This is a genomic window from Sphaerotilus montanus, assembly GCF_013410775.1.
Classification (GTDB): Bacteria; Pseudomonadota; Gammaproteobacteria; order Burkholderiales; family Burkholderiaceae_C; genus Sphaerotilus; species Sphaerotilus montanus.
This window is the reverse complement of record NZ_JACCFH010000001.1, coordinates 2469158-2488843: the sequence shown is the minus strand read 5'-3', so window position 1 is coordinate 2488843 and position 19686 is coordinate 2469158. Positions and strand designations below refer to the sequence as shown.

Annotated in this window: 17 protein-coding genes and 1 tRNA gene; 12 read left to right on the top strand and 6 right to left on the bottom strand. The window is 70.2% G+C overall.

Features of this window, described 5'->3' with window-relative positions:
- The first annotated feature begins 34 nt into the window (after window positions 1-34).
- From BDD16_RS11230 to BDD16_RS11200, 8 genes are all read left to right on the top strand, one after another.
- The gene (locus BDD16_RS11230) at window positions 35-634 is read left to right on the top strand and encodes a LemA family protein (protein ID WP_179634034.1); all 600 of its coding nucleotides are present in this window, start codon (window positions 35-37) and stop codon (window positions 632-634) included.
- Between the two features lie 90 nt (window positions 635-724).
- Complete coding sequence (locus BDD16_RS23005; RefSeq protein WP_246332522.1) at window positions 725-1612, top strand: hypothetical protein; 888 nt, start codon at window positions 725-727, stop codon at window positions 1610-1612.
- A 10-nt stretch (window positions 1613-1622) separates the two neighbouring features.
- Window positions 1623-2978: a 16S rRNA (cytosine(967)-C(5))-methyltransferase RsmB gene (gene rsmB, locus BDD16_RS11225; protein ID WP_310732882.1), complete on the top strand. Its 1356-nt coding sequence runs from the start codon at window positions 1623-1625 to the stop codon at window positions 2976-2978.
- A gap of 57 nt (window positions 2979-3035) precedes the next feature.
- On the top strand, window positions 3036-3629 hold the full coding sequence (locus tag BDD16_RS11220) for a DUF4390 domain-containing protein (RefSeq protein ID WP_179634032.1): 594 nt from the start codon (window positions 3036-3038) through the stop codon (window positions 3627-3629).
- 10 nt (window positions 3630-3639) lie between these two features.
- Window positions 3640-5928: a sensor histidine kinase gene (locus BDD16_RS11215; RefSeq protein ID WP_179634031.1), complete on the top strand. Its 2289-nt coding sequence runs from the start codon at window positions 3640-3642 to the stop codon at window positions 5926-5928.
- Window positions 5929-5934: 6 nt separating this feature from the next.
- The gene (locus BDD16_RS11210; RefSeq protein ID WP_179634030.1) at window positions 5935-6693 is read left to right on the top strand and encodes a response regulator; all 759 of its coding nucleotides are present in this window, start codon (window positions 5935-5937) and stop codon (window positions 6691-6693) included.
- A 73-nt stretch (window positions 6694-6766) separates the two neighbouring features.
- Window positions 6767-6842 (top strand) — tRNA-Phe (locus BDD16_RS11205).
- A gap of 181 nt (window positions 6843-7023) precedes the next feature.
- Window positions 7024-7173, top strand: coding sequence for a hypothetical protein (locus BDD16_RS11200; RefSeq protein WP_179634029.1), 150 nt, complete (start codon window positions 7024-7026; stop codon window positions 7171-7173).
- Between the two features lie 44 nt (window positions 7174-7217).
- Here the strand turns inward: BDD16_RS11200 and BDD16_RS23315 are convergent, their stop codons facing one another.
- The 3 genes from BDD16_RS23315 to BDD16_RS11185 form a co-directional block, all read right to left on the bottom strand.
- Window positions 7218-9380: a methyl-accepting chemotaxis protein gene (locus BDD16_RS23315; protein WP_179634028.1), complete on the bottom strand. Its 2163-nt coding sequence runs from the start codon at window positions 9378-9380 to the stop codon at window positions 7218-7220.
- A 158-nt stretch (window positions 9381-9538) separates the two neighbouring features.
- Window positions 9539-10147, bottom strand: coding sequence for an SAM-dependent methyltransferase (locus BDD16_RS11190; protein ID WP_179634027.1), 609 nt, complete (start codon window positions 10145-10147; stop codon window positions 9539-9541).
- A 52-nt stretch (window positions 10148-10199) separates the two neighbouring features.
- The gene (locus tag BDD16_RS11185; RefSeq protein WP_179634026.1) at window positions 10200-10643 is read right to left on the bottom strand and encodes a rhodanese-like domain-containing protein; all 444 of its coding nucleotides are present in this window, start codon (window positions 10641-10643) and stop codon (window positions 10200-10202) included.
- 136 nt (window positions 10644-10779) lie between these two features.
- Between BDD16_RS11185 and BDD16_RS11180 the strand changes: the two genes are divergently transcribed.
- From BDD16_RS11180 to BDD16_RS11170, 3 genes are all read left to right on the top strand, one after another.
- Complete coding sequence (locus BDD16_RS11180; protein ID WP_179634025.1) at window positions 10780-11160, top strand: rhodanese-like domain-containing protein; 381 nt, start codon at window positions 10780-10782, stop codon at window positions 11158-11160.
- Window positions 11161-11179: 19 nt separating this feature from the next.
- The gene (locus tag BDD16_RS11175) at window positions 11180-12184 is read left to right on the top strand and encodes an SLAC1 anion channel family protein (protein WP_179634024.1); all 1005 of its coding nucleotides are present in this window, start codon (window positions 11180-11182) and stop codon (window positions 12182-12184) included.
- Window positions 12185-12292: 108 nt separating this feature from the next.
- Window positions 12293-12862, top strand: a complete 570-nt coding sequence (locus BDD16_RS11170) for a PaaI family thioesterase (protein WP_179634023.1) — start codon at window positions 12293-12295, stop codon at window positions 12860-12862.
- A 1-nt stretch (window position 12863) separates the two neighbouring features.
- Here BDD16_RS11170 and BDD16_RS11165 read toward each other — a convergent pair whose 3' ends face one another.
- A complete protein-coding gene (locus BDD16_RS11165) occupies window positions 12864-14408 on the bottom strand; it encodes a potassium/proton antiporter (RefSeq protein WP_310732881.1) in 1545 nt (514 codons plus the stop codon).
- A gap of 217 nt (window positions 14409-14625) precedes the next feature.
- Between BDD16_RS11165 and BDD16_RS11160 the strand changes: the two genes are divergently transcribed.
- Complete coding sequence (locus tag BDD16_RS11160) at window positions 14626-16818, top strand: putative bifunctional diguanylate cyclase/phosphodiesterase (RefSeq protein WP_179634022.1); 2193 nt, start codon at window positions 14626-14628, stop codon at window positions 16816-16818.
- 25 nt (window positions 16819-16843) lie between these two features.
- Here the strand turns inward: BDD16_RS11160 and BDD16_RS11155 are convergent, their stop codons facing one another.
- Together BDD16_RS11155 and BDD16_RS11150 are read right to left on the bottom strand one after the other, a co-directional pair.
- Window positions 16844-18427, bottom strand: a complete 1584-nt coding sequence (locus tag BDD16_RS11155; RefSeq protein WP_179634021.1) for a DHA2 family efflux MFS transporter permease subunit — start codon at window positions 18425-18427, stop codon at window positions 16844-16846.
- The gene (locus BDD16_RS11150) at window positions 18424-19674 is read right to left on the bottom strand and encodes an HlyD/EmrA/EmrK family protein (protein WP_179634020.1); all 1251 of its coding nucleotides are present in this window, start codon (window positions 19672-19674) and stop codon (window positions 18424-18426) included. The genes BDD16_RS11155 and BDD16_RS11150 overlap by 4 nt, the downstream gene beginning before the upstream one ends.
- Between the last annotated feature and the right edge of the window lie 12 nt (window positions 19675-19686).

Sequence of the window (19686 nt, the reverse complement as noted above, 5' to 3'; positions counted from 1 at the left end):
GGCGGCCACCGCGCCGCCATCCTGGAGACACGCGATGGACATTGCCACCCTGGTGATCCTGGCGGTGCTGGCGTTCTGGATGCTGGGCGCCTACAAGCGCCTCAAGCGGCTGCGCGCCAAGACCCACCACAGCTACGGTCCCCTGGCCAGCCACCTGCGCCAGCGCCACGCCGTGGCACTGGCGCTGGCCCAGGCCGCCCGCCCGCTGCTGTCCGGTGACCAGCAGCCCGTCGCCGCCCAACTGATCGACGCCGCCCGGCAGGCCGGCCGCGCCACCGACGAGGCGCAGGCCCGCGGCATGCGCGGCAATGCGCTGCAGGTGGTCGGCGCCGCCGAGGAGTCGCTCGGCACCCTGCTCGACACACTGGTCGGCGAGCTGCAGGACCTGACCTCCGGCCTCGGCCCCGAGCCCGCCATCACCGAACTGCTGCGCCAGCGTGACGCGCTGCAGGAGCAGATCCACATCAGCCGGCTGGTCTACAACCGCGAAGCCGAGCGCTACAACCACGCGCTGCACGTCTTCCCGACCACGCTGGTCGCGCTCGCGTGGGGCTTCAAGGCGGCACCGCTGCTGTCCGGGCAGGCCACCCTGCGTCTGGCGGGACAGCCCAGCAAACCGATGCCGCTGCTCTGAACGCTGGCTTGCGGAAACACTTTTCGGCTGGACAAGCCTGCACTTCGGGGGGCAGGATGCCAACACTTGCCGAATCTGCCACTTTTTTCCATGCCTGCCCCGCTCCTGCTGCGCGCACCACCCCGGCTGGACCCCGAATCGCAGGACGCGTGGTCCCGGCTGGCGCAGCTGCGCACCGAGGGTGCATGCCGGGCGGCCGTGCTCGCGCTGCTGATGACCCCGGACAGCGACCGCGAACGGCGCGCCTGGGCGGACGCCACCCGCGGCGTCGAGGCGAACACCCTGGTGCGCGGCTGGACACGGCAACTGCCACCGGAAGCCCGCCTCCCGGCGCTGGCGATGCTGCTGCGGCCCTGCGCCGGCGAACCGCTGGAACAGCGACAGGCCCTGCTGCAGAGCCTGCGCCGCATGATGTGCGCCGACGGCCAGATCGGCCCGCTCGACCGGCTGGCCTGGCTCGTGGTGCGCCACCGGCTGGCCGGACCGACCCGTCCCCACCGCGGTGGCATGCGAGAACACAATGAACTCGAACACCTGCCGCTCGCGCTGCGCCAGGCCATCGCGCAATTCACCGCCTACCTCGCCCGCATGGTTCCGGAAGGTGCACCGGACGTGGCGGGGGTCCTCGTCGGCGCGGCGGGCACCACCTGGTACGACACGGTGATGCGCGGCGTCTGGGGCGCCGAGGCCCACCCGCCGACCTGCCACGTGCCCGACGTGGACGGCCTGGGCCGCGCACTGCAGACCCTGCAGGCGCTGGGCTGGATGCACCGCCCGGTGCTGGCACGGCTCTGGACCGACGCGGCCACCACCCGCCCGGGTCTGCTCGTGCATGCCGGCGAAGGCCTGCCGGTGGCCGCCGAGGCACTCTGGCTGGCCTGCGCGCTGCTCGACACGCCGCAGCCGCCAGCCCTGTCGTGCCACTTCATCCAGACCGAGATGGCCTCCGGTCAGGAACTGCAGGCCGGCGGCACGTAGACTGCCGCCCGTGAACTCCACCGCCGCCACCTCCTCCCACGCGCACAGCCTGCCGCTGTCCCGCCTGCTTGCCCACACGGCCGACGCCGTCGCTGCCGTCCGCAACGGCCGCTCACTGACGGAAGCGCTGGCCGCCTGCCCCGCGCCCGCCCGTCCGGGCACCCAGTCCCTGAGCTTCCACGTCATGCGCTGGATGGGGGGCGCCGAGGCCGCCCGCGAACGCCTGGCCCCGCGCATGCCGCCGCCGCGCGTCGATGCGCTGCTGATCACCGCGCTGGCCCTGCTCTGGCCGGACGCCGCCGCCCCCTACCCGGACCACACGCTGGTCGACCAGGCCGTCGCCTGCGCGCACCAGATCGCCCCCAAGAGCGCGAGCTTCGTCAACGCGATCCTGCGCCGCTTCCTGCGCGAGCGGGACGCGCTGGTCGCCGACCTGAAAGCGACGCTGCCGGTCGCCCGCCACCAGCACCCGCGCTGGTGGATCGACCAGTTGCAGCGCGACTGGCCCCGCCAGTGGACCGACCTGCTGGCCGAAGCCAACCAGGCCGCGCCCATGATGCTGCGGGTCCATGCCGGCCATGGCGATGCCGCCCGCTACGTGGCCGAACTCGCTGCGGCGGGTCTGGGCGCGGTGGCCGTCGGCGCCCACGCGGTCGTGCTGGACCAGCCGGTGCCGGTGCAGCAACTGCCGGGCTTCGCGGAAGGCCGGGTCTCGGTGCAGGACCTGTCCGCGCAGCGCGCCGCCCCGCTGCTGCTGGGCACCGGGCCGGACGCCCTGCCCGCCAGCGCCCGCGTGCTGGACGCCTGCGCCGCACCGGGCGGCAAGACCGCACACCTGCTGGAGCTGCGGCCGGATCTGGAACTGCTCGCCCTCGACAGCGACGCCGTCCGCCTGAAGCGGGTCGAGGACACGCTGGCGCGCCTGCACCTGCTCGGCGCCCGCACCGCCGCCGCCGACGCCCGCGACACCACCGCATGGTGGGACGGCCGGCCCTTCGACGCCATCCTGCTCGACGCTCCCTGCAGCGCCTCGGGCATCGTGCGTCGCCATCCGGACGTGCGCTGGCTGCGCCGCGCCAGCGACATCGGCGACCTTGCCCGCACCCAGCGCGCGCTGCTCGACACGCTGTGGCCGCTGGTGCGCCCGGGTGGCCGGCTGGTGTATGCCACCTGCTCGGTCTTCCGGGCGGAGGGCGCCGGGCAGATTTCGGCGTTTTTGCAACGCCATGCCGACGCCAGCGCCGGACCGGCCCCCGGCCACCTGCTGCCGCTGACCGACAATCCGCCGCAAGCAGGTACCACGGTGCCCGCGCACGTCCCGGCCGGCGACGGATTCTTCTACGCCCGGCTGGACAAGCAGCCCTGATCCGTCCGTTCCCCACTCCGGAAGCCCCGGTCCCACGCCACCGTGCCGCTCGTGTCGATGCCCCCGATTCACTGCGCCCGCGACGCCCGCTGCCCTGGCGGGCTGAAGCGCCTGCGCAAGGCGGCGCTCTTGTGCCTGGCACTGTTCAGCCTGCTGCTGGCCGCGGTGCCGGCCCAGGCACTGGACCTGCTGCGCCTGGACGCCCAGCGCAGCGAACGGGGAGTGCTGGTGAATTTCGAGACCCGCTTCGACCTGCCGGCGGGTGTGGAAGATGCGCTGCAGCGCGGTGTGGCGCTGCACTTCCTGGCCGAGGCGGTGCTGATGCGCTCGCGCTGGTACTGGCGCGACAAGGAACTCGCCCGCGCCGCACGCACCTGGCGCATCGCCTACCAGCCGCTGACCTTCAGCTACAAGGTCAGCCAGGGCGGCCTGTCGCAGACCTACCGCTCGCTCGGCGAAGCGCTGCGGGCGCTGCAGCGCTTCAGCCAGTGGCGCATCGCCGACCAGGTGTCGGCCGACGAAGACCGCTGCTACATCGAGTTCACCTACAGGCTCGACACCGAACAGCTGCCCCGGCCACTGCAGATCGGCATCGGCAGCCAGCCGGAATGGACACTGGGTGTGGCGCGTACCATCGCCCTGCCCGACTGACCCTGCCGACATGAGCCGCCGTTCCCTGCGCTGGACCCTGCTGATCGCCCTGCTGGCGGTGGGTGGCACCGTGCTGGTGCTGGCCTTCCTGCTCTCGATCGCCACCAACAACCGGGCCCTGTACGAGCGGCACTACGAGTGGCTGCTGTGGGTCAACATCGGCGTGGCCGCCGCCCTCGGGCTGGTGATCCTGGTCGCCCTGACCCACCTGGCGCGGCGCATGCGCCACGGCAAGTTCGGCAGCAAGCTGCTGTTCAAGCTGGCGGCCATCTTCGCCTTCGTCGGCGTGCTGCCGGGGGCGCTGATCTATGGCGTGTCCTACCAGTTCGTCTCGCGCTCGATCGAGAGCTGGTTCGATGTCCAGGTCGAGGGCGCGCTCGAATCCGGCCTCAACCTCGGCCGCACCACGCTGCAGCTGCTGGTCAACGACGTCGCCACCAAGACCCGCCTGGCCGCCGAAAACGCGACCGAAAACTCCGACCGGCTCAAGCTGCTGACGCTGGAGCGCCTGCGCGAGCAGCTTTCGGCACAGAGCGTGGCGCTGCTGTCGCCCACCGGGCAGGTGATCGTGTCGGCGGGCGGCGTGGTGGGAGCCGCCATGCTGCCCGACCGGCCGACCGGCACCATGATGCGCCAAGCGCGCAACCTGCGCGTCTTCGCCCAGCTCGAAGGTCTGGACACGGACACCCCACCCGACCCGCTGGACAAGTCCGCCAGCCAGGCACGCGTGCGAGCGATCGCCTGGATGCCGTCCAACAGCTTCAGCCTCGGCAGCGAGGACCGCTACCTGCAGGTCACCCAGCTCGTGCCGCCGGAGCTGGCCGCCAATGCCCTGCGCGTGCAGACCGCCTACAGCGAGTATCAGCAACGCGCCCTCGGCCGCGGCGGTCTGCGCAAGATGTACATCGGCACGCTGACGCTGACGCTCATCCTCGGCGTCTTCAGCGCGCTGCTGATGGCGGCCGGCCTCGGCCACCAGCTCGGCCGGCCGCTGGTGATGCTGGCCGAGGGTGTGCGCCAGGTGGCCAGCGGCGACCTGAGTCCGACCGAGGTCTTCGCCTCCCGCGACGAACTGGGCGGACTGACCCGCTCCTTCGCCGTGATGACGCAGCAGCTCGCCGACGCGCGCGGACTGGTGCAGCGCAGCCTGGCCGAGGTCGAGAGCGCCAAGACCCACCTGCAGACCATCCTCGACAACCTCACCTCCGGCGTGATCGTCTTCGACGCCGACGGCACCATCAACACCGTCAACCCCGGCGCCACCCGCATCCTGCGGGTGGCGCCGAGCGACTGGACCGGACAGACGCTGGACCGCCTGCCCGGTCTGGAAGCCTTTGCCCACACGGTCGCCCGGCACTTCGCGACCCACGGCGCCGATCTCGACACCAGCGAACCCGGCGAGCCCGGCCGCGGCCACTGGCAGGAGGCGCTGGCGCTTGGCCACGCCGAATCGGGCCAGACCCTGCTCGTGCGGGGTGCGATGCTGCCGGAAGGCGCTCGTCTGATCGTGTTCGATGACATCACCGACGTGGTCTCGGCGCAGCGCAGCGTCGCCTGGGCCGAGGTCGCTCGGCGGCTCGCCCACGAGATCAAGAACCCGCTCACGCCGATCCAGCTGTCGGCCGAACGGCTGCAGCACAAGCTCGAAGCGAAACTGACAGGCACGGACCAGCAGATGCTGGTGCGCTCGGTCGGCACCATCGTGGCGCAGGTCCAGTCGATGAAGACGCTGGTCAACGAATTCCGTGACTACGCCCGCCTGCCGGCCGCCCAGCTGCTGCCGATCGACCTGAACGCGCTGGTCACCGAGGTGCTCGGCCTGTACGCGGTGCAGCAGGAAAGCGGCCGGCTCCACGCCCAACTGGCACCCGATCTGCCGGCGTTGGCTGGAGATGCAAGCCAGTTGCGGCAAGTCATCCACAATCTGGTCCAGAATGCGCTCGACGCGGTGGACGACCAGCCGGGTGGGCAGGTCACCATTTCGACCGAGGCCACGCGGCTGGAAGACGGCGCGGCGCGTGCCATTCGTCTCAAGGTGGTGGACAATGGCCCCGGTTTCTCAGAAAAAATCCTGAAACGTGCGTTCGAACCTTACGTCACCACCAAAGCCCGCGGCACGGGTCTCGGGCTGGCGGTGGTCAAGAAGATCGTCGAGGAACACGGCGCCAAGATCCGGTTGAACAATTTGTCCGACGAAACACAGGAAGCTGCCCACGGACCGACGCGAACCGGGGCGCAGGTGTCCATTTCCTTTTCGCGGTGGGCTCGCCCACCCTCTGCCGACGTCAGCGCGTCCTGATCACCCATGGCCAATATTCTTGTCGTCGATGATGAAATGGGCATTCGTGCCCTGCTGCAAGAAATCCTGACCGACGAAGGGCACAGCGTCGAGCTGGCCGAAAACGCCGCTCAGGCACGCACCCTGCGTGAACGCCAGCGCCCCGATCTGGTGCTGCTGGACATCTGGATGCCGGATGTGGACGGCATCACCCTGCTCAAGGAGTGGGGCACCGGCTCGCAGCTCAACATGCCGGTGATCATGATGTCCGGCCACGGCACCATCGACACCGCGGTCGAAGCCACCAAGTACGGCGCAATGGCCTTCCTTGAAAAACCGATCACGCTGCAGAAACTGCTGCGTGCGGTCGAGCAGGGCCTGTCCAAGCCTGCGCCACGCGGCGCAGCACCGGCAGGTGGCACCAGCGCACCCGAGATGGGCAGCCAGGGACTGGCACGCATCGAACGCGCGGACTATCTGCCCGCCATAGAAACCGCCCACTACGCTGCAGCCTCCCACAGCCAGGTCAATGGCAGCGGCTCGAACCTGGCGCCCAGCATCACCATGGCCAGCGGCCCGCAGGCCGAGCAGATCTTCCTGCTGGACCGTCCGCTGCGCGAAGCCCGCGACGCGTTCGAGAAGGCCTACTTCGAGTTCCACCTCGCCCGCGAGAACGGCAGCATGACCCGCGTGGCCGAGCGCACCGGACTCGAGCGCACCCACCTGTACCGCAAGCTCAAGCAACTGGGCGTTGACCTCACCCGCAACAAACGCGGTGCGGGTTGATCGCCCGGAAATATTTTCGTGCGTAGCTATTGCACGGTTTGAAATTCACGTGTCATAATAGCGTTCTCTTGAAGGCCAAGTAGCTCAGTTGGTAGAGCAGCGGATTGAAAATCCGCGTGTCGGTGGTTCGATTCCGCCCTTGGCCACCAGAATTCAGCAGGAAATCAACGGGTTAGGTGCTCAGGCTCCTGACCCGTTTTTCTTTGCCCCCACCAGGACAAGCCCATCCCAAGTCTCCACCCCGGAACGCCCTTCCACCTCAATGAATCCGCCGGCCTGGCCCAGTTCGGTCTGGCCCACACGAAAGTCGTCGCCTACCTGAGCGAATCCGTGTGCAGAGCCCGCTTCAAGCCCGCACACCGGAACGCCAGCTTCTCCGAACTGCTCGTGACCAACGCCGAGCACATCACCGCAGCGGTCTCGCGCCGGTTCACCTCAGGAGCCGAGAGCACCTTCGTGCTGCGCCCGACCGACTTCTGACCGGGGGCACGGCCCATCTGCGACCTCTGTCGCGATGCAGCGGCTCAGAAGCGCTCCCAGTCATCGGTGCCAGTACGCTCGGGCGAAGCCTCTTGTGGCGCAGGGACGGCCGGTGCCGCGTAGGGCGGCTGGTGCGGGACCGACTGGGCCGTCTTCTTCTGCACGAAATCGGGACGGGTCACATTGCCAGCCCGGTCCTCGCTGCGGCGCTCGGCGCCACTCCAGGCGTCGTTCGCGACCGGCAGATGTGCCATGGTGCCCGCGCTTGCAGCCCCTGTGCTCCCGAGCTTGAACAACGCCACCGCCTGCACCAGATCGTGGGCCTGCTGCTTGAGTCCCTCCGCGGCGGCCGCCGACTCCTCGACCAGCGCCGCGTTCTGCTGCGTCACCTGGTCCATCTGGCTGACGGCCTGTCCCACCTGCTGCACACCGAGACTCTGCTCGGCGCTCGCCGCACTGATCCGGGCCACGATCTCGCTCACGCGCTTGATGGCATCCACCACCTCGTCGACCGTGCGCCCGGTCTGGTTGACCAGCGCAGAGCCTTGTTCGACACGTTCGACACTGGCGTTGATCAGCCCCTTGATCTCGCGCGCCGCAGCGGCCGAACGCTGGGCCAGCGAGCGCACCTCGCCCGCCACCACGGCAAAGCCGCGGCCCTGCTCGCCGGCCCGCGCCGCCTCCACCGCGGCATTCAGCGCAAGGATGTTGGTCTGGAAGGCGATGCCATCGATCACGCCGATGATCTCGGCAATCTTGCGCGACGCCGCGCTGATGCCGTCCATCTTCTCCACGACCTGCCCCACCATCTCGCCACCGCGCACCGCGATGCTGGTGGCGCTCTGGGCCAGCGCGTTGGCCTGCTGGGCACTGTCGGCGTTGTTGCTGACGGTCGTGTTGAGCTGGTCCATCGTGGCGGCCGTTTCCTCCAGCGCACTGGCCTGCTGCTCGGTGCGGGCACTCAGGTCCAGATTGCCCTGGGCGATCTGCACGCTGGCCGTGGCCACGCTGTCGGCGTTCTGGCGCACGCTGCCCACCACCCGGATCAGCGAAGCCTGCATCGCCGCCATCGCTGTCATCAATTCGCCCAGTTCATCGCTGGAAGTGGCCGGTGGCGCGTTGCTCAGGTCTCCGGCCGCAATGCGCACGGCCGAGGCGCGCGCCGATTCGACCGCATCCGAAATCGAACGTGTCACCGTCCGACCCAGCGCCATCCCCAGCGCGCTCAGCAACAGACAGGTTCCGACCAGAAGCCACTCGAACTGGCGGGTCTCCCGCATGCGGGCCGTCAGTTTCGCCTCCAGCACCTCGCCGGCCTGCTGCTGCAGCCCGTAGACCTGGTCGATCGATTCCGTCATCGCCTTGAAATAGTCGGTCGGGGCCAGGGTCAGCGCCGCAGCCTCCACGATCTGTTCCCGCGCCAGCTTCTGCGCTGCGGCGGTGGCAGTCTGGACACGGTCCAGATGGCCGGCCAGCCGCTCCTTGGCCGCCGGATCCAGGGCGAAGACCTTCTCCAGATTGAGCGATACCTCGCGCAACTGGAGTTGCGACAGATGCCCCAGGACGAGCATGCGGGCCTTCTGGTCGGGCGTCATCGCCTGGCTGGACAGTGCGAGCGCCCCGAGGGCCCGCAACTGACCGAGCAGTTCGGACAGCACAGGGGCCTTCTGCAGGGTGGAAACGGCGAGAAAGTAGGCATCTGGATCGGCTTCCAGTGTCAGCCCGGACGTATCCATCACCAGATCGTGGAGTTCCAGCACGCGGTTGATGAGCGCCGTGTGACGCTCGAAACTCTGCGGCCCCGTCACGCTGCGGCCCGCCACATCCTTGGCCAGCGCACGCCACTCGCCAGCCACCTGCTCCCACTCCGCACGCAGACGCGGCGACTCGTCCAGCTGGGGGAGCAGTGCACCGAACGCCTCGACCGCCTGCTCGGTCTCGGCCTGGCGGGCGCTGCGCTGGGATTCGAGATCGGTCTTGCCGCCCAGTGCCGCAGTGGACAGGCCACGGTGCTGCTGGGTGAGCTGGACCACGCGCAACAGTCCCCGGGAGGGCGCAATGCCCGCCAGCTCGGCCCGGTCGCGTGCCAGATCCTGCTCGACGCTGCGCACGGAGTACGACAACGGCAGCAGCAGCACCCCCGCAGCGACCACACTCAGCAGGAAAAATTTGCGCGAAAGTCGAAGATTGCGGATGAATTGGGGCATGGTGGGCTCGTAGCGACAGGACTCGACGCGTTCCCTGCATGCGGGAATACGCTGAGTGAAGTATCAACAGCCCGACCTGATCCTGTGGCCCGAAGAGCCTGCAGAACCCCGGTCAATTCTGCGGGAATCAGCATCTTCAGGCCGCCCAGCGGATCCACTCAGCCGCCGCGCCGTCGCCCGACGTACCGTGTGACGCATCCCGGGCCCTGGTGCCCCGGCCCCTCGTCCAGCAACACCTCGCCCTCCCAGCCGACCAGCTCGTCGCACAGGCTGGCGAAGTCGTCGCGCAACTGCGCCAGCGTGTACAGCATGTCGAGGTCCTTCGGGCCGCCGCTGGTGCGCCCGATCTGGTCCGGATGGAAGGCTTCGACGATCACCACGCCGCCCGGGGCCAGTCCCCGCGCCAGCCGACGATGGGCCCCTGCACGGAAGGCCGACGGCAGGTGCACGAAGACCAGCACCAGCGCATCCCACGTGCCCGGCATCGGTGCCCACACCTCCAGATCACCCGCCTCGATGTCCAGCGATACCCCGCGCCCGGCCGCCAGCGCGCGCGCCTTGTCCAGCCCGACCTGCGACGAATCGACCGAGCAGACCTGCAGACCCTGCTGTGCCAGCCAGACACCGTTGCGCCCTTCCCCGTCCCCCGGCACCAGCACCCGCCCGCCGGGTGGCAACCGCGGCGACTCGGCCTGCAGGAAGGCATTCGGCGCGGTGCCGTACTTGTAGCCGGGTTCGGCAAAACGCTGGTTCCAGAAATGGCTCATCGGGATCGGTCCGGAAAATCAGGGGAAACGCCGTGGCGACAGGGCGGGCGGATCAGCGGGGTGGAGCGACCATGGGCCAGCCCTTGCCCGCCCAGCCGCCCATGCCTCCGTGCACGTAGTGCACATGGGTGTAGCCCCGCTCCCGCAGCGCCGCCGCCACCTTGCCCGACCGGTTCTGGGTCTGGCAGATCAGCAGCACAGGCTGGGCCGGGTCCCGGGGAATCTCCGCCAGGCGCGCGCCCAGCTGGCTCATCGGCAGCAGCGTCGCACCCGGTGCAACGCCTGTGGCGTGCTCCTGCGGCTCGCGGAGATCGAACAGGCGCACGCGCCCTGCAGCCAGCTCGGCCCGCGCCACCTCCAGGCTCACCGACTTGCCATCGGCTTCGTCGGCATTCGAACACCCCACCAGCCACGTCAGCGCCAGCGCCGCACCCAGCCAGCCGAACTGGCGCCGGGATGGCCCATGCGGGGCCACAGAACGAACAAGATCATGCATGCTCCGCTTTATACACCCACCCGTATCAAACACCCTGTGGCAGGTCATGGCACAGGCCTGCCGGAAAGGCTGGCCGGACTGGCGCCGCTGGCCGCAGTCGTCTACCCTAAGGGGCATCAAACCCTGGAGCACTTCCATGAAAACCGCCCACGATCTCGTCGCCGCTGCCCGCGCCCGCACCGCGGAAATTTCCCCCGCCGCCGCCAGCACCTCCCTGCTGGATGCCGATCTGGTGCTCGACGTGCGCGAGCCCGACGAATACGCCACTGGTCACCTGCCGGGCGCCGTCAACATCCCGCGCGGCCTGCTGGAATTCAAGCTCTCGGGCATGCCCGCCTACGAGCCGCGCGACCTGAAGATCGTCCTGTACTGCAAGACCGGCGGCCGCGCCGCGCTGGCGGCCTGCACGCTGCACGAGATGGGCTATGTCTCGGTACAGTCGGTGGCGGGTGGCATCGACGCCTGGGTCGCCCAGGGCGGTCAGGTCGCCCGCCCCGCCCCGATCTCGTTCGACTGACTCTCCACCGACCCGCTCCATGGCCTCCACGCAGCCCCCGCTCAAGTTCCTCTCGCCCGCCTGGTTCTCGATCGTGATGGGGCTGTGCGGCCTGTCGCTGGCGTGGCTGCGTGCCGCACCGCTGATGGGCGAGGTCACCGGCACCATCGCGGTCGTCTTCGGCGGACTCGCAGCACTCGTCTTCCTGGCACTGGCCACCGCGAGCGCCGTGCGGCTGCAGCGCCACCCCGACGCCTGGAAGGACGACCGCGCCCACCCGGTGCGCCACACCTTCCTGGCCACGATACCGGTCTCGCTGATTCTGCTGGCCACGGTCGCGGTCGGCCTGACCGGCGCGGGGGCGGTCGCCAACGTGCTCTGGTGGGCCGGCAGCCTGGGCCAGCTCGGCGTGACGCTGTGGGTCGTCAGCCGCTGGTGGAACGGCAACAAGGCCGGCGGGCTGCAGTGGCAGGTGGTCACCCCTGCGCTGATCATCCCGGTGGTCGGCAACGTGCTGGTGCCGCTGGCGGGGGTCACGCTCGGCCATGCCGAATGGTCGGCCGCGCAGTTCGGCATCGGCGTGCTGTTCTGGCCGCTGGTGCTGGCGCTGCTGGTGGTGCGCATCGCCGTGCAGGGGCTGTGGCCGGAGCGGCTGATGCCGTCGGTCTTCATCCTGATCGCGCCACCGGCGGTGATCGGGCTGTCGGCGCTGCAGCTCGGTGCACCGCCCGTGCTGGGCTGGATGCTCTGGGGCATGGCCCTGTTCAGCTTCCTCTGGGCCGCCACGCTGGCCCGGCGCATCGTCGCGCAGGCGTTCACGGTCGCGCACTGGGGGCTGTCGTTCCCGATGGCGGCGCTGGCCGGGCTGACCGTGCAGCTCGCCACACCGGGCGGGCTGCTGGCCGTGCTCGGGCCGATGCTGCTGGCACTGACCTCGCTGGTGGTGTTCGGTCTCGGCATGGGCACCGTGCGCGGGCTGCGCCAGGGCACGCTGCTCGCGCCCGAACCGGTGGCGATGATCCAGCCGGTCAGTGCCACGACTTGAAACTCGCCGGCGCCTGCAGCCCGCTGCGGCAGGCGCTGACTCCAGCGTGACAGCCGGGTCATGACAGCGCATGGTCTGCTGCGGATCCGAACTTCCAGGATCCCGCACATGACCACCCACCGTCCCCAGGATCACCACGACACCGCCGCCACCCTCGCCCGCTGGGAGGCCGACGAGGCCCGCGTGCGTGCCCGCCTCGCCCCGACCGGCCTCGCCCGCCCGGACCAGATCGCCCACCTGAGCGGTCTGGAGTGGTTCGAGGCGGTCGGCCGTGGCGCGCTGCCCTCGCTGCCGATCGGCGAGACGATGGACTTCTGGCCGGTCGAGTTCGAACACGGTCGCTTCGTCTGGCAGGGCCGCCCGCACGCCCGCTTCGCCAACCCGATGGGCACCATCCACGGTGGCTGGATCGCCACGCTGCTCGATTCGTGCGTGGCCTGCGCGGTCCACACCACGCTGCCGGCCGGACGCGGCTACACGACGGCCGAGCTGAAGGTTAGCTACATCCGCGCGCTGACGCCGCAGGTCGGGCTGGTGCGCGCCGAGGGGCGTGTCATCAACGCCGGACGCCAGGTCGGTTTTGCCGAAGGCCGGCTGGTCGGCGCAGACGGCAAGCTGTATGCCCACGCGACGACCACCTGCGTCGTGCTGGCCGCCAGCCGGGCGACGGGCACCTGAGTCAGGTCCCGCCGTCCGCGTCGGTGCGGTCCGTGGGCAGCACCAGACCGACGCGGCGGATCTGCCCGTCGCGCAACTCCCGCACGCTCAGCCGCGCCCGGCCGAGCCACACGCCATCGCCCAGCACCGGCGGGCGGCCCAGCGCAGCAGCGAGCCAGGCCCCCAGTGCGGCCTGTGGCGGACCCGCGGCGGGATCCGGCTCCGGCAGGCCGTAGAACTGGCAGACCGCGCCGACCGACTGCCCCGCGTCCAGCATGAAGTCGCCGTACACCGCGCGCTGGTGCGCCTCGTCGTGCGCCTCCGGCAGCGCCACGCCCAGCCGGCGCGCCAGCAGGCCGATGGTCGAGCCCTGCAGCAGCAGCGACACCAGCACCACGACAAAGGCGACATGGAACAGCTGCGCCGCCTGCGGCACCCCGGCCAGCAGCGGGAACAGCGCCAGCACGATCGGCACCGCGCCGCGCAGCCCCACCCAGGCGATGAAGCCGATCTCCGCGCCGGTGAAGCGCAGCGGCTTCAGGCACAGCCACACCGCCACCGGCCGCGCCACCACGATCAGCGCCGCCGCCACGCCCAGCGCGGGCACGGCGTCGGCCACCAGCCGGCTCGGCGTCACCAGCAGGCCCAGCAGCAGGAACAGCCCCGCCTGGGACAGCCACGCGTAGCCGTCCATGGCGGCCAGCGCCGGCTCGGCTTCGGCCGCCGCCCGGTTCGCCACGATCAGGCCGAACAGGTAGACCGCCAGAAAGCCCGAGCCCTCCAGCAGCCCCGTGGCCGCAAAGACCACCAGCCCGCCGGACACCAGCAGCAGCGCCCGCGCCCCGCCGGCCAGACCCAGCCGTGCCAGCCGCCGCAGCAGCCACGCCATCGCGAGCCCTCCGGGCACGCCCAGCGCCAGCCCCCAGCCGAACTGGCGGACGAAGGACAGGGCCATCGCCCACGCCGCCGAGTCACTGGCCGCGCCCGGCGCTGCACCAGCGCCGGTCAGCAGTGCGAGGAAGGCCAGCGTCAGGTAGACGGCCATCGGATCATTCATGCCGGACTCGATCTCCAGCGTCGCGGCCACGCGCTCGTTGAGCGTCACCCCGGAGCGCTGCAGCAGCGAGAACACCGCCGCCGCGTCGGTCGAGCCGACGATGGCGCCAAGCAGCAGCGCCGCCGGCAAGTCCAGCCCGACGATGAGCCGCCCGGCCACGGCGGTCAGCCCGGCGCACAGCACCACACCGGCCGTGGCCAGCAGCAGCGCCGGCCGCAAGCCGGTGCGGAAGGTGGCGAACGAGGTGCGCAGGCCGCCATCGAGCAGGATGACCGCCAGCGCCACGTTGCCGACCCAGAAGCTCAGGCGCACGTCGTCGAAGCGCACGCCGCCCGGACCGTTCTCGCCAGCCAGGATGCCCGCGGCCAGGAACACCAGCAGGAACGAGAACCCGATGCGCGCCGAGAACAGTCCCGCCAGCACGCTCAGGAACACCAGCGCCGAGACGGCCAGCAGTGGCAGATTGACAAAGTCCATCACGCCCGCCCAGGCAAAGGCAGACGCGGACACGGACACGGATGCAAAGGCGGCGGCAGGCCGCAGTCAGAAAGCTCGATGGTCATGGCCGTCAATTCTGAATCCTGAAGCCCGCCGCCGTGCGCAGCCGGAAATTCGTGACCGATTCCCGCACCTCGCTGCGCCGGCATCCGGTCTGCCTGGCGCCTGCCGATAACGACTGGCCACACCCCTTGTTCCCACGCCCCTCCCCCGACCGTGCGAGACACGCATGACCGAAGCACTGGACGACCAATCGATGCAGACCCTCCGCACGTGCCTGCATGCAGCCTCCACGGCCGATGGCTCGTTGCGCTGGCTCGCCGATCGCCTGCACCGCACCGAGGCGGACCTGGAGGCCCAGACCGCGCTGCTGCGCACCGTGCTCGATGAAAGCCCGGACCTGATCCTGCTGAAGGACCACGAAGGCCGTTTCCTGCTGGCCAACCAGCCAGTGGCCGCGTTCTATGGCACCACCCCCGAGGCGATCGTGGGCCACCTCGACCGCGACTTCGGCGTGCCGCCCGAGATGGCAGAGGCCATGCGCCAGAACGTGCTGGCCATCATGGCCAGCGGCCAGACCGAGACCGTGCTGGAGGAGTCGCGGGATGCCCGCACCGGCGAGATCAGCCACTTCCGCTCGATCAAGAAACCCTTCTCCGGCCCGGACGGTCTGCCCCGCATTCTCGTGATCGCGCATGACATCACCGACCTGCACCGCGCGCAGATGCGCGCCGAGGACAGCGAGCGGCGCCTGCTGCACGCGCTGGAGGCCACCGGAGACGCCGTCTGGGACTGGCACCTGCCCAGCGGCCGGCTCACGCTGAGCCAGCGCTGGCACACGCTGTTCGGCTACGACCCGGCCGAATTCAGCGGCACGCTGGACGACTTCTGGTGCTGTGTGCCGGACGAGGAACGGGCCGACGTCCAGCGCGCGCTCGACGACTGCCTCGCCGGCCGCTCCACCTACCTGCAGGAGCACCACATGCGCCGCAAGGACGGCCGCCTGCTCTGGGTGCAGGACCGTGGCCGCGTCGTCGAGCGGGCTCCGGACGGCCAGCCGCTGCGCATGGTCGGCAGCATCGGCGACATCACCCAGCAGAAGCGCGCGCAGGACCTCATCTGGCAGCAGGCCAACTACGACACGCTGACCGGCCTGCCCAACCGCAACATGTTCCTCACCCGGCTGCAGCAGGAGATGTCCCGCAGCGACGGCACCGGACAGTCGATGGCGCTGCTGATGCTCGACCTCGACAACTTCAAGGAGGTCAACGACACGCTCGGCCACGCCTGGGGCGACGTGCTGCTGCAGGAAGCGGCACACCGCCTGCAGCAGTGCGTGCGCGGCACCGACATCGTCGCGCGGCTCGGCGGCGACGAGTTCACGCTGGTGCTCGGCGGACTGGCGGATCCATCGTCGGTTGCGCGGGTGGCGCAGGCCGTGCTGCAGGCGGTGAGCGAGCCCTTCGCGCTGGGCTCGGACCAGGCCTATGTCTCGGGCAGCCTGGGCATCACCCTCTACCCGACCGATGGCGTCCACGATGTCAACGGGCTGCTCAAGAATGCCGACCAGGCGATGTACGTCGCCAAGCAGCAGGGCCGCAACCGCAGCCAGTACTTCACGCCCTCGATGCAGCAGGTCGCGCAGGAGCGCATGCGGCTGATCTCCGACCTGCGCCCCGCGCTGGAGAAGCAGCAGTTCCACCTCTGCTACCAGCCCATCGTCGAGCTGGCCAGCGGCCGGATCTGCAAGGCCGAGGCGCTGGTGCGCTGGACCCACCCGACACGCGGCGTGGTCAGCCCGGTGGAGTTCATCCCGGTGGCCGAGTCGACCGGCATGATCCACGCCCTCGGCAGCTGGGTCTTCCACGAAGCGATGCACCAGACGGCGCGCTGGCGCGTGCACCGGCCGCAGTTCCAGGTCAGCGTCAACGTCTCGCCGTTGCAGTTCCAGAACAGCCGGATCGACCTGATCGCCTGGCGCCAGCACCTGAGCGAACTCGGACTGGACGGCCACAGCGTCGTGCTGGAGATCACCGAAGGCCTGCTGATGGAGGCCGGCTCGCAGGTGCTCGACCAGATGCTCAAGCTGCGCGATGCCGGCATCCAGGTCGCGCTCGACGACTTCGGCACCGGCTACTCCTCGCTGGCCTACCTGAACCGCTTCGACATCGACTACATCAAGATCGACCGCTCCTTCGTGCGCGACCTGCAGCCGGACTCGCCGGAGCTGGCGCTGTGCGAGGGCATCGTGATGATGGCGCACAAGCTCGGCCTGAAGGTCGTCGCCGAAGGCATCGAGACACAGGCGCAGCACGACCTGCTGCTGGCCGCCAGCTGCGACTACGGGCAGGGCTACCTCTACGCCCGCCCGGTGCTGGCCGAGGAATTCGACCGGCTGCTGGCCGCCGAAGCGCCGGTCTGACCAGCCTGCCCCGGCGCGGGCCGCTTCAGTGCGCCCCGCCCGCGTCGACCGGCGCGGCCCGGCCCAGCCGCGGCGGCCTGGAGGTGCGCCACACCAGCGGAATCAGCAGCAGGAAGATCCCCGCCGACACCAGGAACACGTCGTCCGCCGCGCGGGTGTAGGCCTGCTGGCTGATGAGCCGCTCGATCTGCGCCAGCGCCTGCTCCAGGCTGAAACCGCCGGACTGGATCGACCGCAGCGCTTCGTCGGTCACCGGATCGCCCGCGTTCAGCCGCTCGGCCAGGTGGGCGTGGTGCATCACCGCGCGGTCCTGCCAGACCGTCGTGGCCACCGAGGTCCCCATCGCGCCGGCCGTGATGCGCACGAAGTTCGACAGCCCCGCCGCGGCCGGCACCCGTGACGGGTCCAGTCCCGACAAGGTCAGCGTCGTCAGCGGGATGAAGAAGAACGACAGCGCCGCGCCCTGGATCACCGTCGGGATCAGGATCGAGACGAAGTCGGTCTGCAGCGTGAAGCGGCTGCGCAGCCACAGCACCAGCGAGAAGCAGATGAACGCGCCGGTCGCCATCCAGCGCGGGTCCCACACCGACACCTTCTTGCCCACCAGCGGTGTCAGCAGGATGGCCAGCACGCCCACCGGCGCCATCGCCATGCCCGCCCAGGTGGCGGTGTAGCCGACCCACTGCTGCAGCCACATCGGCAGCAGCACGATGTTGCCGAAGAACAGCCCGTAGGCCACCGACAGCGTCAGCGCGCCGTAGAGGAAGTTCGGCCGCGCGAACAGCCGCAGATCGACCACCGGATGCGCGTCCGTCAGCTCCCAGGCGACGAAGACCGCGAAGCCGAACACCGCCACCACCGCCAGCGCGATCACGGTCGGCGAATGGAACCAGTCCAGCTCGTGGCCCTTGTCGAGCATCAGCTGCAGCGCGCCCACCCAGAGGACCAGCAGCGCCAGCCCCACCGTGTCGATCGGCAGCTGCCGGGTCGGCGTCTCGCGGTGGCGGTAGATGCGCCAGGTGATGCCAGCCGCGAGCAGCCCGACCGGCACGTTGATGTAGAAGATCCACGCCCAATGCACATGGTCGGTGATCCAGCCGCCCAGCAGCGGCCCGACCACCGGCGCCACCAGCGTCGTCATGCCCCACAGCGCCAGCGCCGTGCCCGCCTTGGTGCGCGGGTAGCTCGACAGCAGCAGCGTCTGCGACAGCGGGATCATCGGCCCGGCCACCAGCCCCTGCATCACGCGGAACACGATCAGCGCCTCCAGCGACGGCGCGAACCCGCACAGCCACGACGCCACCACGAACAGCAGCACGCTCCAGGTGAACAGCTTCACCGCGCCGAAGCGCTGCGTCAGCCAGCCGGTCAGCGGCACCGAGATCGCGTTGGCCACGCCGAAGCTGGTGATGACCCAGGTGCCCTGCGACGGGCTCACGCCCAGGTCGCCCGCGATCGCCGGCAGCGAGACGTTGGCGATCGACGAGTCCAGCACGTTCATGAAGGTCGCCAGCGACAGCGCCAGCGTGCCGAGCGCGAGCTGGCCGCCTTCGAGCGGCGGGGGTGGCGCGTGGGGTGCCGCGCCGGCGGTCGCGGCGGGCGCGCTCATGCCGGCTTGCGGGCGGTCGAGGCCGCCACGCCGACACGGCCGAGGTTGGCGGCAATGATGCGCTGCACGTCGGCCTCGGCCTCGCGCTCCAGGCCGTCATAGACCTCGGTGCGGTCCGGGTGCGCGGTGGCCGCCACGGCGGGCAGCACGGCGCCGTCCTGCCTGGCCACGTCCACCGTGACGGTCATCGACAGCCCGACCCGCAGCGGGTGCGCCGCGACCTCGGCCCGGTCCAGCACGATGCGCACCGGCACGCGCTGCACCACCTTGATCCAGTTGCCGGTGGCGTTCTGCGCCGGCAGCAGCGAGAACGCCGCACCCGTGCCCGCGCCCAGCCCGGCGATGCGGCCGTGGTAGACCACCTTGTCGCCATACACATCGGCCACCAGCTCCGCCGGCTGGCCCAGGCGCAGCGCACGCAGCTGGCCTTCCTTGAAGTTGGCATCGACCCAGGCACCCTGCAGATCGACCACCGACATCACCGGCGTGCCCGGCTGCACGCGCTGGCCGAGCTGCACGCTGCGGCGGGCGATGTGGCCATCGACCGGCGCGAGCAGCTCGGTGCGCTTGAGCGCGATCCACGCCTCGCGCACCTTGCCCGCGGCGCGCTGCACCTGCGGCTGCGACTCGACGCTGCCGCCATCGGTGAGGATGCCGTTGCTGCGCTGCTGCTCGTGCGCGGTGTCGAGCGCGGATTTCGCGGCGGCGACCACGCTGCGCGCCGAGGCGAGCTGCGCGGTGACGTGGTTGAACTCCTCGCGGCCGACCGCACCGCTCTCGACCAGCGGGGCACGGCGGTTCACGTCGTCCTGCGCGCGGGCCAGATCGGCCTGGGCGCGCTTGAGATCGGCCTCGCGCTGGGCGACCTGCGTGCCGAGCGTGTCGTTGCCAGTGTAGATCTGGCGCACTTCGCGCACGGTCTGCGCGAGCTGGGCCTCGGCCTGCTCCAGCGCGAGCTTCGCGTCGGTCGCGTCCAGCCGCAGCAGCACCTGGCCGGCACGGACGTGGTCGGTGTCGTCGGCCTCGACCGCCTTGACGGTGCCGCCGGCCAGCGCGGTGACCTGCACCACGCGGGCCTGGACGTAGGCGTTGTCGGTGCTCTCGCTGTGGCGGGCATAGAGCGCCCACCACGCGCCGTAACCACCGCCGGCCAGCACGGCCACGGCGGCGATGGTGGTCAGCGCGCGGCGGCGGGGGTTTGCGGACGCGGTCGGCTTCGGGGAAACGTCAGTCGCAGGGTTGCTCATCGGGAACTCGTT